The following is a 13738-nucleotide window of genomic DNA, read 5'->3' as shown; positions in this document are numbered from 1 at the left end:
GGACGACCCACGGGAGACGCCATGCCGAGACGGAGCGCCCTGCTTCTTGGCCCACTGTCCGTAACCTCCGCACTGCTGCTGACCGTGGCGGTGCCACAGCCGGCGCAGGCGTACACCCAACAGCACCAGGTCACGGTGGAGCGGGGAGCCTCCTTCTGTGTCAAGGCCACCGCGGGCATCGACCACCGCATCCCCGGCACGTTTTCGAGCAACCAGGCGTGGGCGAGCGCCTACGCGCTCGCGGGAGACTGCACCACCGTGCATGGCGCGCGGGCCAGGGTGCGACTTGAGGTGCAGAAATGGAACGAGTCCCGCGGCGCGTGGGAGGTGTGCGCGACCTCGAACCTGGTGGAGGGTACGACGGGCAGAAACGAGTTCGGCCTCACCGGACCCTCCATTTACATGCCCTACACCCCCTGCGGTCCCGGCTGGCACCGGACGAAGGCCGAAGCGCAGAGCTACCGCTACGTCGACAGCGCCGGCCGCTTCCTCTGGTTCGGCGGCACCCTCTACTCGGGCTACGAGTGGGTGGAATGAGCGTTCCCACGCGCGAGACGCCCGACTCGGTGGTGACATGCGCGATCGGACGTGTTCGGCGGCGTTCGACGAGACGCCGCCGACCCTCCGGGGGCGGATGAGCGTTGCGGTGAGCCGCCTTGCGCTCCTCTAGCGTCTCGGGTCAAGGGTGTGCTTGCCGCGGGTCAGACCTGCCCCGAGGTCTTGCAGGACCATCGGGCCCTCGTCGAGGGAATGCACCTGAGGGGTGCCGGGCAGGTAGACGCCCTGCGCGATCAACCGCTCGATCTCGTCGAGCACCTCCCGGTAGATGGAGGGCGCCGCCTCTGCCAGCGCGCCGATGTGGAGTCCCTTGATCTGCACCCGGTGGGTGAAGACCAGGTCATGGGTCGTCAGGCGGGCGTCTCCGGAGGCGGCGCCGAAGACGACGACCCGGCCGGTGAAGGGTTTGGTCACCGACAAACCGGCCTCGAAGGTGGTCTTGCCGACCGATTCGAGCACCAAATCGACACCGGCGGTCCGGCGCAGGATCTCCTCGGCCAGATCGCCACGCGAGGGATCCAGAACCACGTCGGCTCCGAGCGCCCTGACGTCGTCGTGTTTCGCCGGCGACGCGGTGGCGATGACCTGGGCCCCGTAGTGACGGGCGAGGCGGACGGCGGCCTGTCCCACGCCTCCCGCGGCGGCATGAACGAGCACCACCTCACCGGCCTTGAGATCGCCCAGTGGCCGCAGCGCCGCCAGGGCCGTCGCCCAGTTCAGCACCATGCCCAAGGCTTCGGCGTCGCTCCACCCAGAAGGAACCGGGAGGACACCCCTGGCCGGCATCAGCATGTACTCGGCGAAGGCACCGGGGCCGACTCCTATGACATGGGTGCCCGCCGGGAGCGGATCATCGATCTCAGCACCGGCGGCGACGATCTCACCGGCTGCTTCGAACCCGGCCACATAGGGAGGATGCGGCCCGCCACCGTAAGTCCCGTGGGTCTGCATCACGTCCGCGAAGTTGATCCCCGCCGCACCCACCCGGATCACGTAGTCACCCGGACCCGGACCGATGGGACGCGGATGGTCGACCACCAGCGCCAGGTCTTTCGGGCCGCTACGTGAGTATTGCACCAGGGCACGCATCGTTTCGGCGGATGTCACGTTCTCGATGTCCATCCCTGGAACGTAGAAGCCTCACGCTGGTGTCAAGGTCAAGTCGTTCGCTTCGGCCGGTGTGAACTCTCGTCCAGGAACGCGTCGAGCGCCGACAGTTGGGTGGTGAGCGCGGCAACGCGGGTCTTGAGTCGATCGCGATAGCGTCGGACCTCGGCCAGGAACTCTTCACACAGTTGATCGCGGCCCATGGATTCGCCCGTGACGTGGGGCAGCACGTCCCTGATCAGTCGCACGGACAGTCCCGAATCCAGCAGTGAGCGAATGACGATCACTCGGTCGATGGTGGAGCCGCAATAATCGCGGTATCCGTTACCGCACCGGCCGGGAACGATGAGACCTTCGTCCTCGTAGAACCGCAGCGACCTGACGCTGACGCCGCTGCTCCTGGCCGCCTCGCCGATCTTCATGCTCGATCCCAACCCACGAAGTCGCCACGATCTTCCCGGACCATCCCGCGACACACCCGAGAGCGGCCACGGGCGTCACGAACCTGCTGCCCCACGACGGCCGGAAGTCGACCCCTCCTTCACTCCGTCCACGAACGCGTCCCGCGTGCTTGCACTCATGAGGTGCTGGTGAACGGCCCAGGAAAAAGGCTCGCGCCGCCTCACGTCACGCTGAAGGCGTGCGTGCCGGACCCGACTTCCTGGTCATCCACCAGATGATCGCGGTGATGACGACAAGCCCGGCGCTCGGCACCAGGTTCCCGACCGAACCGACCGTCTCGCCACGACTGCTGAGGGCTCCGCCGAGGTCGAGATGGAGTGTCGTGGCGAGGACGAACGCCGTGGCGTTGTAGACGGCGTGCAGCACGACGGCGACCTCAAGCCCGCCGGTGCGCCAGGTGACGATCGCCAGTGCCGAGAACAGCACGAGATACGAGGTGAGCAGGTAGGGATCGAGCGTGCCGTGGAAGAGCGAGAACAGCACGGTCGTGACGACGATGCCGAGGATCGCCCCGGAGCGGGCGCCGCGGGTCCAGCCGCCGAGGACGCGGAACATCAGGCCCCGCAGCCCGTACTCCTCACCGGCCGCCGCCAGCGGGCTGAGCAGCGTGCTGATGACGATGAACGCGACGAGATCGGCGGCCGTCCAGGGGACCGCCTCGCCGGGCACGAGAAAGAACCCGACGGAGACGACGAGGAGGAGCAGCGGCCCGAAGACGAGCAGCGAGCGGCCGAGGACGCCATAGCGGAAACGTCCCGAAACGGAGTGCAGCGAACCTGCGGGCACACCGTAGAGCAGGCGCTGCAGCAGCATGCTGTAGGGGATGAGCACGGCGAGCGAGAGCGCGCCGGCGGCTTGTCGCAGCGGGGTGAAGCCCGTACGGCCGAGGAGTCGCGCGTCGATGACGGCGGCGCCGATCAGGAACAGCTGCGCGAAGCCGATGAGCCCGGCGAACAGCAGTACGATCGCGAGGATGCCGCGCGCGATCCGGCGCTTGTCGCCCGCGTAGATGCGGTGGTATTCGACGCCGGCAGGCACGCGAGTCGGGCGTTCGGGCTCGTCGGCTCGAAGGAGCCAACCCTCGGTGGTGTTCGTCATGGCGTCCTTCCTCGTGGTCCTCATGGTCAGCTCGCGAGAGAGTCGAGCCAGTTCGAACGCAGTCGCAGTGCGCGTTCGGTGCTGCCCGCGACCGCTGCGACGCCGGCGGCGATGTTCGCCTCGACCGGGATGTGCACAGGGAGATCGAATGTCCCGAGCGCATCCGCCACGGGCGGAATGTGCGAGATGGTCTCGACGAGTTGTGGCACGGCCACGCAGATCCCGACGAGCACGAGCAGTGTCGAGACGACGCCGACGAGGCGGCTCAGCTCCGGGTGCGTCCGATGCAGGTGAGCGCGTCGCCCCTCGGCGGAAGCGGGATGGGGCGTCAACTGCGCCTCAGTGCCGTCGGCCCGCACGTAGTGGCAGCGTCGTAAGCCGTAGGTGCCGACGACGACCTCGATGTGACCGCCCGGCACGGGGAAGCGGGCCGGTGTCGTCGAGAGCGAAACGAGTGCGCCGTCGCGATAGAGCCGCGCGCGTACCGCGCCGTCGTCGCGATCACCCAGCTGACGGACGTCGACCGCGTAGGTGGACACGGTGCCGTCCGGTGCGCGAAGCGTCAGCGTGCGTACCGACCTGCTCAGCAGCTGCCACCAGCGAAAACGTGGCAGCGGCACGCCGTTGCCAGGGCGCACGCGCCGTGCCGCGCGACGGTTGCTCCATCCTCCGAACGCCACCCGAGAACCTCCTGTCTTCGGTCACGCCATCACTAGTACACTGTGCTAGTTCATTGAAGCTAGCACACTGTGCTAAAAATGGGGCGTGAGGAGGTTCCGACGATGACCGACCGTCCACCGAAACGGGACACCCGCGACAGGATCCTGATCGCCGCGGCGACCATGCTCGGAGAGGACCCGGGCGCTCGGCTGAGCGTCCGAGGAGTCGCCGCCCGAGCAGGCGTCAGCATGGGTTCGCTTCGCCACTTCTTCCCGACGCAACGGGAGCTCATCGACACCGTCGTCGCCGGCGTCTACGACATCGACATCCCCGACGATCCCATCCTCGACATCGAACGAGCGCCGACGGAGCGCCTCGTCGAGTGCCTGCGACAACTGCTTTCACAGGTCGGTACCGGAAACCGGGCGCGCGAGTATTGGCGCACGGTCCACGAGACGTACATCGCGCCCGACCTGACGGATGATCAGGTCGCTACATACCGTTCGCTGGAGCGACTGGGCCTGCACCGCATCGAGCGCTGGCTGACCGTCCTCGCCGACGAAGGCGCGATCCCGGCGAACGACGTCGAGCGACGCGCACGGTTCCTGGCATCCGTCCTCAACGGCCTCCTCGTCGAGCGCGCGCTTCCCGCCGCCGCCTCGCGACTCGAATTCGAGACCGACACGCTCCGCATGGCCGTCGACGCCGTCATGAGCGACCACACCGGGGCCGAGCAGTCCGAGCACTGACGCACCCGGCCCATCGGCCCATCGGAAGGCAGCAGGTTGCCCGGCTCAGGTGCATCGCATGCCGCTGACCGGTTCCGGTCCGTGGGCGCCGGTTCTTCGGATCACCCAGGTCGAGATCATGGCCCTTGAGACGGTGGACTCAGCTCGACGCCCTCACGTATGCGGCGCCATCCCCCGCCGGTTCAGGCTCGGGCCGCTACCGCACTCCTGCGTCGGACGGGTTCTGCGTGATCCCCCCGCCGTATGCCGCGGTCGGCGCGCCTCGGAGGGAAGGACTCCACGACGACTTTCCTTAGAGGAAAACAGCTGCTACTTTCCTCACAGGAAAACAGTCATATCGACCACGAAGGTGGCCTTCTTGAACCCGCACGACGCTCAGTCCTCACTTGAGGACATCCGCCGACTCCAGGAAACGACCAAGAACGAGATCGTCCGCCGCAGCTTCGCGATGCCCCGCGTGATCATCGTCGCGCTCGGCCTCTTCGTCACCTTCGCCTCGATCGATCTGGAAACGCCGTGGCGGCTCATCGGCGGCGCACTCGGACTCTTCCTGTACGTAGCGGTGGGCATCGTTTACGAATATCGGGCCTCGGTCCAGAGGCAACCCATCATCCAGGAGGTGCTGTACCACGGCGCGGTGCTGATCGGCATCTGCATGATCTTCGGTGTCGGGCGGACCCTCGCTTTCGCGCTCCTTGACGCGCCCGCGCATGGTCTGATGTCGCAGGCCATGTTCGGCGCCATCCTGGCATCCCTCGCATATGTCGCGACCGCGCCCGTCAATCGCTTGGTCATGAGGTCGTTCGTCCAGCAGGGCGGCAGGCGGAGCTGATGGATCCGCAGTTCGACGAGTTCCTGCATGTACCGGCCAGGCTATCGATCGTGGCGGTGCTGGCGCCGGCCGACTGGGTGGACTTCGGCTTCCTCCGGGACGCGATCGGCACCAGCGACTCGGCCCTGTCCAAGCAACTCTCCGCGCTGGCCGACGCCGGATACGTCATCGTGCGCAAGAGCCAGGACAAGCGGGCGCGGCGTACGTACGCGCAGCTCACTCCTCAGGGCCGCGAGGCATTCGTGCGGCACGCGGCGGCGCTGGAGCGGATCGTCGCGCTCGCCCGTACGTTCGACAAGCAGCCCGCCGCCGAGTAGCAGTGATCGCCCGCCCACAGCACGGTAGATGGAGCGTTGAGCATCTGGCCAACCATGCACCCTGTGTGGTCCACCATCAGCTGGATCAGCCCGGCCATGACCGCTGGACGAAGGCGAACGCGGAACGGACGGGGTACAGCCACCGCGGTGCGGACGCGCAGGCCCTCGGCGAGGCCCTTGCCAGGGCATCCGGTCGATGCCCGAGCAAGGCCGCCCGGATGAGGCCGGGAGCCGGCACCTGGGTTCCAGGGTGGATTCAACCGGCCGTCGCAAAACCTTGATCGTGGAGGTGTAGAAGCAGCAGGCTGTCCGGCTCAGGTGCACTGCATGCCGCTGACCAGCTCCGGTCCGTGGGCGAGGAGCTGCTGGCAGAAGTGCTCGCCCGCGTAGTAGCCGGAGGTGATGGTGATCATGACCGGGCTCTCGGTTCCGCTGCCGGTGCACTGGTTCGCCAGCACGTGGTAGCCGAGCATCTCCGAGAGCTGGAAGCGGGTGCCGTCCGCGCAGACGTAGTGGCTGTCGGCGTACGCGGTCGCCGGGATGACGAACGGTGCGGCGAGAACCGTCAGAAGTAAGGCGGCGCGGCTGATGGTCGTGCGGGAGAAGGTCATAGGAAATGCCTTTTCGCGGGGGTTTGGCAACGTGCCACGACATACCCTTGGTGACTCACCGGCAACCAAGCGTGTCCGACATCGGCCATCCCTCGAACCCGAAAACCCGGCACCATCTCTCAGCCGGGGAGGTGGAAGCACCTCACCCGCCGCAGACAATGACGACTTCGCCGTCCGTCCGATCCTCCCCGGGCTTTCGAACGGCGGCACACACTGAAGCCCCGTCTCCTCCGAGGTGCGAGGAGCGGGGCTTCGTCAGGGGTGACCGGGACGCCTTTTCAGCTTCCGAACATGGCCGGACGCTCCCCCTTACACTTCGATGGCCGTCCCGGTGGGTGCTAGAAAGGACCGTCGGAGCACATCATCGGCTTGCCGTCGATGACGCACGGGTACCAGGGGAGCTCGCGCGGCTTAGCCTGGGCGGCGCCCGTGGTCGCGAAACCGACGATCATCAGCGCCACGGTGGTGGTGGCGGCGAGGGCGACCGTACGCCTGACAAAAGTCCTCATTCGAATCCCTTTCCATCGCTGTGTGCTGCTCCAGAATCAAACCAAGGGCCTCTGCAAACCCACTTGCAAGTCACTGGGAGGGACCGAAAGTCTCCGTCCTGCTCGACTTCGGCCGGCCCGAGCCGTACGCGACCGGAATTCCTCGTCGGCACTCCCACGGACGCGCCACGGCCGACGCGGTTAGGGTTCGTGGATGCTGCTGACGATCCTTGGCGGATGCGGCGCATGGCCGGGAGCGGGCCAGGCCTGCGGCGGTTATCTCGTGGAGCACGACGGGTTCAGGCTGCTCGTCGACCCCGGGTACGCGACGGTGCCGCGGCTGCTGGAACGGATCACCGCCGATCAGGTCGACGCGGTGTTCGTCAGTCACGGACATCCCGATCACTGCGCCGACCTGAACCCGCTGCTGCGGGCACGCGCGTTCCGTGACGATCCGCCGCCTCCCCTGCCGGTGTACGCACTGCCCGGCGCCCTGGACGCGGTGCTCGCGCTGGACCGCCCGGAAATGCTGGCCGACGCCCATGTCCTGCGCGAGTTCACCCCCGGCGACCGGATCGACATCGGCCCGTTCCACGCGCGGACCCGTCTGCTGCCACACTCGGTGCCCAATGCCGGCGTACGGCTGACGGCGGGCGGGCGGGTGCTCGCGTACACCGGCGACACCGGCCCGAGCCCCGAAGTGGTGGAGTTGGCGCGCGGCGCCGACCTGTTCCTGGCCGAGGCCACCTATGCGGACCGGGTCCCCGAGGTTTCGCGGCGCAACCTGTCGAGCGCCCGCCAGGCAGGTCGGCAGGCCAAGGAGGCCGACGTCCGGAACCTGCTGCTGACTCACCTGCAACCGGGGACGGACGCCACAGCCGCGCGAGCCGCCGCCGGGGCCGAATACGACGGCGAGCTCGGCATCGCCACTTCCGGCCTCGCCATCGATCTTTCCTGAGGAAGGTCTCCTTGGGCTTCGAATGCCTCGCGTGGTTCTCCGGCCTTCGGAATGCGGCGTACTTCGATGGCACCGATCATCATCTTCGGGACGGTTATCAGAAGTCCACGCCACCGCAACCACCAAGATCGCAAAGCGCTAGGGCGTAGGTAGCTTTCTCCCGAGGAGGAAGGCCGTCAGGAGCTCACGGTAGAGGTCAGGGCGGCCGTTGGCGATGGAGTGCCCTGCTCCGGGCACGTAGAGGAATGTCGAGTTCGGCAGAGTGCGCCGATATTCGTCGGTGACCTGCCACTTGAGGTAGTCGCACTGGCCGCGCACGATCAGCGTCGGCACGTGGACCTGACGCAGCTTGGGCCTGGGATCGGGTACGGTCTCCGCGTCTGCGGAGGTGACCTGGTTGACGTAGAAGCCGGGCTGGTTGGTGTGCGTGGGCGCGGGCGCCGCCCCCGGGCAGCCGGTGGCGTCCTTGACGGAGATGAGCAGTTCGCGGAAGTAGGCGTCCGCCTCGCGGTCGGGCACCATGCTGTGCGCGGCCGCCGGGTTGAGCCCGAGCAGGACGTTCTGGACGAGGAAGCGCAGCGAACCGTCGGGCCCGTCCCCGTTGCCCCAGGGCGAGCCCACGCCGTCGGGATAGGCAGGCTCCCAGATCGCTCCCGGCGAGGTCAGCACGGCCCTGGCGACGCGGTCGGGATGGGCGGCCATGTACGCGGCCGCCAGGGTGCCGCCCCAGGACCTGCCGACCAGGATCACCCGCTCGGCGCCGATCGCGCTGCGGACGGCGTCGAGATCGGCGACATGCCTGGCCACCGTGTAACCGCTGACATCGTCGAGGCGCGTGGAGCGTCCAGCGCCGAGTTGGTCGTAGGCATAGACGTCGAACCCCTCACCGGCCAGTTCCCGCCCGCCCTCCGGCACCCCCTCACCCGGTGTGCCGGGGCCACCGTGCAGAAAGATCACCGGGTACGGTCCGGCCGTACCCCTGGCCGGTTCGCTGACATAGGCCAGGCGGGAACCGGTGGGCAGGTCCCAGAACCGCACACCCGCCGGAATCACCGGCACCGGTGCGGGAGACGGGAGCATGACGGTGACGGCGGCGATGCCGCAGAGCACGACGGTGACACCTGCGGCATACAGCGCTTTTCGCGTGACCAGCCACGCGATCGCCACGATCGAGGCGGCGGCCGCTCCGGCGAAGACCGGGTATACGGGAACGACCATGGCGACGCCGAAGAAGACCAGCGGCGAGAGGATCAGGGCGAGGACGGCCCCCAGGACGAGCTTCATGGGATCAACGCTAGGAAGGTGAGAGGGCCGGCTCTTCCTTCGTCAGGATGGACTGCTCCCCCGCCGCGCGGCGGGGCGGACCAGGCCCGTCTCGTACGCGACGATGGTGGCCTGAAGGCGGTTGCGTACGCCGAGCTTGCCGAGGATCACCGCGATGTGGTCCTTGACGGTGGCCGGGCTGATGCCGAGCACCGCGCCGATCTCGGCGTTACTCAGGCCGGTGGCGACCTGCTTGAGCACTTCGGTCTCGCGCGGCGTGAGCACACCCGTGCCGCCGTTGTACGGCGGCGGCTCTTCCGCGAATCGGTCGATAAGCCGCCTCGTGATGCCTGGGTCGAGCATGGCGTCTCCGGCCGCGACCACCCGGACCGCGTCGATCACCCGCTCGGGCTCCGCGTCCTTCAGCAGGAACCCGGCGGCGCCGGCACGCAACGCGCCGAAGACGTAGTCGTCCAACCCGAACGTGGTCAGCACCACCACCCGCGTCCCGGGCACCTCGGCGGTGATGCGCGCCGTGGCCCGCAGGCCGTCGAGGCCGGGCATCCTGACGTCCATCAGCACCACGTCGGGACGCGATCGGAGAGTCGACTCGACCGCCGCCTGCCCGTCGGCCACCTGACCCACCACGGTCATATCGCGCTCGGCGTCCAGGACGGCTGCTATGCCCGCCCGCACGACCGCCTGATCGTCGGCGACAAGAATGGTGATCATTCGGGGAGCCATACCCGTATCGTGCCATCAGCCATGGTGATCAGTTCTCCCCCGACCGCGTCGGCGAGGTCTCGGAGCCCGGCCGTGGCCCTGCCCTCAATGCTTACGCCACCGTTCAGGTAGGCCACGGTTACCTCGTCGCTGTGCTCGAAGAATCGCTCCGCCGCTCTGAACGCGGCCACCTGAACCGCCGGGTCCACCTCGCGGCGCTCGCCCGTGAACTTGACGACGGCGCCTTTGCGGGAGGCCAGCGCCGCTACTCCAGCCAGCGTAGGGGCCGGATCTCCAGTTTCGCCCAGCTCTTCGAGCAGGTCTCTGAGCGCGGTGAGGCCCCGCCTGGCCTCGGCCAGCGCGTCGGCGAGCCGGCCCGCGTCCGCCGCCGCCACGACCGCCTTCGCGTGGCGCATCGCCGTACGCCGCAAGCCGTCCGCGATCCTGTCCCGCTCCGTTCGTACGGCTGCCGCCGTCAGCTCATCCGTCGCCGTGCGCACCTGCGCCTCTCCGACCGAACGCCGCGCCCGAATCGTCGCGACGGCCGCGCCAAGTGCCCAGGCGGTGACGGCGGGCACGGTGACACCCAGGCCCAGCACCACCCACGCGCCGAGCCGATCGCCCGTGATCCCCGGGCCGGCCGCCAGCGCCAGTCCACCTACCGCCGCCATGCCCAGGCAAGCGGTAAGGCCCTTCCCGCTCAGTCCGACGGCGTAGAGCAGCGCCAGTTCCACCCACGAGCACCACAGGAACACATCTCCCGCGGGCGGTACGCTTCGCGTCGCCACCAGCACCGGGTAGATCGACAGCGCCACCGCCAGCGCGAAGCCGGGTGCCCGTCTGCGCCAGCCGAGCGGCAGTGCGTGGAGTGCGCAGAGCGGAAGAAGAAGCAGCAGGTCGGCAGGGTCACTGTCGAGCAGGCTGGTCCCGACCGACAGTCCGACGGCCAATGCCACCAGCGCCCAATCCGCCCCCCGTCTCCCTCGCCACCCGTCCTTCCTTCCCGGCCCCCGGGTCGTCATCCGGAAGGACGCCACCACGGCCCACCCGTCGCCCTGGGGACCGGCGGTCAGCGTTCCCCCACACTCGGCCACGGCCACCCTGAGCCCGGCCAGCCCCTTTCCCGCCCCGAGGCCGTCCTCCGCCCTGCCGCCTTCCCCGGCCTGGTTGATCACCGTCACCATCAGGTCTCCGTCTGTGGCGGCGAGCTCCACCCGCACCTGCGCGCCCGGCGCGTATCGGGCGGCGTTGGTCAGCGCCTCCCGCACCACCCGGTACGCGACCGCCGCCACCTTCTCCGGCACCTCGTCCACCGTCCTGCGGTACACCACCCCTGGTCCGGCCAGCGTGTCGACGTCGGCCAGCCGCGGCACCCCGGGAACGCCATCCGTGAGCGCGGCCAGTTCCCTCACCACCAGCCGCCCCTCAGCCGCCGCGTGCTCCAGCGCGGACGCCACCAGCCGCGCATCCCCCAGCCGCAGCGCCGAGGCCGCACCGACCACGATGCCGGTGAGCCGATGAGCCGCGGTGTCGTGCAACTCACCGGCCAGCCGAAGCCGCTCCACCGCGGCAGCCGTCGCGGGCACTGCCTCGACCCCCGCCAGAAAAGCGGCGAGCGCGTTCCGCTTGGCGAGGACCCGCCGCCGCCACCGCCCCAGCGCCCACGCCACCGCGGCCAATCCGGCAGCCAGCAACAGGCTCCCGACGACATCGCGGACCCGCCACCCCGGAAAACCGGAGACCCCACCCGCAATGACGACAAAGGCGAGCGCCACCACCCCGGCCGTCTCCGCGGTGCGCCGTACAGCCGCGCCGTACACGATCAGCATGGCCAGGACGAGCGCAACCCACTGCATGGCGGTCAGCAGGGTTCAAGGCGGCGGTAGCGCGAAATCCGGTCGTCCAGGGTCCCGGCCACCAGGACGACCAGCCTGATCATCATGGTCACGACCGCCGCAACCAGGATCCGCCGACTTCTACCGATACCTACGTCCCCCATCGTGCATGAGTAGCACATCTGACCGCCCGACCCTCATCCAGCATTCTCGGGGTCTGAGGACATCGGAACGGTGACCGGGAAGGTTCGCCGGTCACGGCACCGGGTGTCCCCCGGGGCCGGCCCTTGAGGCGCCGAGAGCTCCCGACCATGACCGGAAGCTCTCGGCGTTGAGCGGTCACCCGTGCCGGCGGGGACCGGCTCGGCCGGTGAAATCGTTCTGCCACGGCCGGAACCGGGCCGGCGCGACGGCGCGCTCACGAAACTCAGGCGAGGTGTCCGTCCTGCGGGGGGAAGCTCATCGGTTCGAGGGGGGTGCCGGCACCACCCTCAAGTGGGAACGCAGCACCATCGTTCGCCGGGCCGCGAGTTCCTACCTTTGAAGCATGAAGAAGATCTTCGGAGCCACCGCCCTGCTGGCTGCTGCCGCAATCACCGGGGGCGCGATGCTGATCCACAGCAACAGCCGCGAGCCGATTGTGCCCGCTTCGGAGACCACCCGCGGCACGTACCGACTGACCGGAGACGAGCTGGAGGTCGACTCCAGCGGCCCGGTGACGATCACCGTGGTCACCGGGCCGGCGGGCGAGGTCGTGGTCGACCGCAGGCTGCGCTGGACCGGCCCCAAGCGCCACACCGAGTCGTGGAGCGAGCGCCGCATGACCATCGACTACGAATGCGGGGGCGGCGACTGCGGCGCCGACTACCGGCTGAGCGTGCCTGGCGGTACCCGGGTCAGGTTCGGCGGCGCGAAGGTCAGCTGCCCGCCCGAGATCGCATGCGAGGAGGCCTGAACCCGACGCCGTTCAGTCAGCGTCGGGACGGTGGTGTCAAGGGCTGGCCGGGAGCATGTTGGTGCTGATGGTGGCTTTGTAGGTGGTCCGGTCGATGGCGGGTCCGCGGGCGTTGTACTTGAAGATTGCGCGTTTGACGATGCGGTCTTTGGTGCGGACTCGCCGGGCGGGCAGGGGATGAGCCAGGACGTGACGGACGATGGTGCCGATCAGGTCGATGTCGGTGCCGGAGACGACGCCGGCGGCCAGGACGAGCTGGTCGCGGGCGGCGGCCAGAGCGGTGGTGAAGCCGGCCCGGTCCGGGTCGGTGCCCGGGACGCTGTCGGTGGCGTCGGTCATCGCGGTCCGTAGCACCTGGTAGACGGTCAGCGCGCTTTCATCGGGGCTGACCCCAGTCTCTGGCGAGCCTGGCGAAGAGCGCTGCCGCTGGGCCGTACCAATGCCAGGCCCGCCGGCCCGGCACACAATCGGTCGAAGACCTGCCGGTAACCCAAGTCGGTGAACAAGCCCGCGGCCGGCAGCAGGTAGACCGTGACCCGAGCCGGCACCAGCCACACCCTGCGCTCCTGCGCACGAGTCTCTGCCAGCACCTCATCGACCATCTCGAACGGGACGATCCGGGTCAGTTCGCCCAGGTGTCCCGGCGCGAACACCCCAGCGGCCACCCCGGTCGTTCGTTGCATGGCGACCTGTTCCAACAGCGGCGCTCCTGTAGTGAGGATGTCTTGGAGTGACAGACCTCCTCTACAGCGGCTCCGCTGTTTTGTTCACCGGTCTTGACGAACCGCCCTCTCCCCTAACTGAACGGCGTTGGTACTAGAAGTCGAACTCGCCCTTCTTCGCGCCGTCCACGAACGCGTCCCACACACTCGCACTCACCACGAACGGCGCCCGCTCCGGAGCCTCCGTATCCCGCAGACCCACCCGACCACCCGACAACGGAGCCACCTCCAGGCAGTTCCCTTGGTTTGACGCACTCTTGGTGGCCTTACACCAGGCCGCGCTCTTCAGCTCATCATTCAGATCCACGGCTTCCACCTTTACGCTCATCGGAGCTGCGCCTCCGCGCGCAGTGCCTTGCATCTGGCACGGACGGCTTCCACATCTTCTGGACAATCCATA

The 13738-nt window shown here is 68.4% G+C and carries 18 protein-coding genes; 6 read left to right on the top strand and 12 right to left on the bottom strand.

The genetic code is table 11. From position 1 onward, the window contains the following. Positions 1-21: 21 nt before the first annotated feature. Positions 22-537 (top strand): hypothetical protein, encoded by a 516-nt coding sequence (locus tag ABT352_RS05750; RefSeq protein ID WP_350942787.1) that lies wholly within the window; start codon positions 22-24, stop codon positions 535-537. Positions 538-666: 129 nt separating this feature from the next. Here the strand turns inward: ABT352_RS05750 and ABT352_RS05740 are convergent, their stop codons facing one another. From ABT352_RS05740 to ABT352_RS05725, 4 genes are all read right to left on the bottom strand, one after another. Beyond that, on the bottom strand, positions 667-1680 hold the full coding sequence (locus ABT352_RS05740) for a zinc-binding dehydrogenase (RefSeq protein WP_350942786.1): 1014 nt from the start codon (positions 1678-1680) through the stop codon (positions 667-669). 35 nt (positions 1681-1715) lie between these two features. After that, complete coding sequence (locus tag ABT352_RS05735; RefSeq protein ID WP_350942785.1) at positions 1716-2087, bottom strand: MerR family transcriptional regulator; 372 nt, start codon at positions 2085-2087, stop codon at positions 1716-1718. 205 nt (positions 2088-2292) lie between these two features. Continuing rightward, positions 2293-3225, bottom strand: a complete 933-nt coding sequence (locus tag ABT352_RS05730; RefSeq protein WP_350942783.1) for a CPBP family intramembrane glutamic endopeptidase — start codon at positions 3223-3225, stop codon at positions 2293-2295. A 26-nt stretch (positions 3226-3251) separates the two neighbouring features. Beyond that, on the bottom strand, positions 3252-3905 hold the full coding sequence (locus ABT352_RS05725) for a hypothetical protein (protein ID WP_350942781.1): 654 nt from the start codon (positions 3903-3905) through the stop codon (positions 3252-3254). A gap of 102 nt (positions 3906-4007) precedes the next feature. Here ABT352_RS05725 and ABT352_RS05720 point away from each other — a divergent pair, with 102 nt between their 5' ends. The 3 genes from ABT352_RS05720 to ABT352_RS05710 all read left to right on the top strand — a co-directional run bounded on the left by ABT352_RS05720 (position 4008) and on the right by ABT352_RS05710 (position 5783). After that, positions 4008-4634 (top strand): TetR/AcrR family transcriptional regulator, encoded by a 627-nt coding sequence (locus ABT352_RS05720; protein WP_350942779.1) that lies wholly within the window; start codon positions 4008-4010, stop codon positions 4632-4634. A 358-nt stretch (positions 4635-4992) separates the two neighbouring features. Next, positions 4993-5466: a hypothetical protein gene (locus ABT352_RS05715; protein WP_350942778.1), complete on the top strand. Its 474-nt coding sequence runs from the start codon at positions 4993-4995 to the stop codon at positions 5464-5466. After that, positions 5466-5783: a winged helix-turn-helix domain-containing protein gene (locus tag ABT352_RS05710; protein ID WP_350942776.1), complete on the top strand. Its 318-nt coding sequence runs from the start codon at positions 5466-5468 to the stop codon at positions 5781-5783. The genes ABT352_RS05715 and ABT352_RS05710 overlap by 1 nt, the downstream gene beginning before the upstream one ends. 314 nt (positions 5784-6097) lie before the next feature. Here ABT352_RS05710 and ABT352_RS05705 read toward each other — a convergent pair whose 3' ends face one another. Together ABT352_RS05705 and ABT352_RS05700 are read right to left on the bottom strand one after the other, a co-directional pair. Then, on the bottom strand, positions 6098-6394 hold the full coding sequence (locus tag ABT352_RS05705; protein WP_350942774.1) for a hypothetical protein: 297 nt from the start codon (positions 6392-6394) through the stop codon (positions 6098-6100). Positions 6395-6732: 338 nt separating this feature from the next. Further along, positions 6733-6903, bottom strand: a complete 171-nt coding sequence (locus ABT352_RS05700; RefSeq protein WP_350942772.1) for a hypothetical protein — start codon at positions 6901-6903, stop codon at positions 6733-6735. Between the two features lie 193 nt (positions 6904-7096). Between ABT352_RS05700 and ABT352_RS05695 the strand changes: the two genes are divergently transcribed. Further along, the gene (locus ABT352_RS05695) at positions 7097-7840 is read left to right on the top strand and encodes an MBL fold metallo-hydrolase (protein ID WP_350942771.1); all 744 of its coding nucleotides are present in this window, start codon (positions 7097-7099) and stop codon (positions 7838-7840) included. A gap of 138 nt (positions 7841-7978) precedes the next feature. On the opposite strand, the gene ABT352_RS05690 is transcribed toward ABT352_RS05695, so the two are convergent. From ABT352_RS05690 to ABT352_RS05680, 3 genes are read right to left on the bottom strand one after another with little or no spacing between them, the layout of a single operon-like run. Then, entirely contained in the window at positions 7979-9124 is a 1146-nt protein-coding gene (locus tag ABT352_RS05690) for an alpha/beta fold hydrolase (protein ID WP_350942769.1), read from the bottom strand. A 42-nt stretch (positions 9125-9166) separates the two neighbouring features. Beyond that, positions 9167-9835 (bottom strand): response regulator, encoded by a 669-nt coding sequence (locus tag ABT352_RS05685; protein ID WP_350942767.1) that lies wholly within the window; start codon positions 9833-9835, stop codon positions 9167-9169. After that, positions 9832-11682 (bottom strand): sensor histidine kinase, encoded by a 1851-nt coding sequence (locus ABT352_RS05680; RefSeq protein WP_350942766.1) that lies wholly within the window; start codon positions 11680-11682, stop codon positions 9832-9834. Before ABT352_RS05680 ends, ABT352_RS05685 begins: the two co-directional genes overlap by 4 nt. Before the next feature lie 526 nt (positions 11683-12208). On the opposite strand from ABT352_RS05680, the gene ABT352_RS05675 reads away from it, so the two are divergent. Next, positions 12209-12616 (top strand): hypothetical protein, encoded by a 408-nt coding sequence (locus tag ABT352_RS05675; RefSeq protein WP_350942764.1) that lies wholly within the window; start codon positions 12209-12211, stop codon positions 12614-12616. Between the two features lie 36 nt (positions 12617-12652). Here the strand turns inward: ABT352_RS05675 and ABT352_RS05670 are convergent, their stop codons facing one another. From ABT352_RS05670 to ABT352_RS05660, 3 genes are all read right to left on the bottom strand, one after another. Then, positions 12653-12970 carry a hypothetical protein gene (locus ABT352_RS05670; protein ID WP_350942763.1) on the bottom strand — a complete coding sequence of 106 codons (318 nt, stop codon included), beginning with the start codon at positions 12968-12970 and terminating at the stop codon, positions 12653-12655. Between the two features lie 11 nt (positions 12971-12981). Continuing rightward, complete coding sequence (locus ABT352_RS05665) at positions 12982-13314, bottom strand: transposase domain-containing protein (RefSeq protein WP_350942761.1); 333 nt, start codon at positions 13312-13314, stop codon at positions 12982-12984. A gap of 118 nt (positions 13315-13432) precedes the next feature. After that, a complete protein-coding gene (locus ABT352_RS05660; RefSeq protein ID WP_350942760.1) occupies positions 13433-13645 on the bottom strand; it encodes a DUF397 domain-containing protein in 213 nt (70 codons plus the stop codon). Positions 13646-13738 lie beyond the last annotated feature (93 nt).

Source organism: Streptosporangium sp. NPDC000563 (assembly GCF_040299985.1).
In the GTDB taxonomy this organism is placed as follows: domain Bacteria; phylum Actinomycetota; class Actinomycetes; order Streptosporangiales; family Streptosporangiaceae; genus Streptosporangium.
This window is presented reverse-complemented; position numbering and strand designations above follow the sequence as displayed.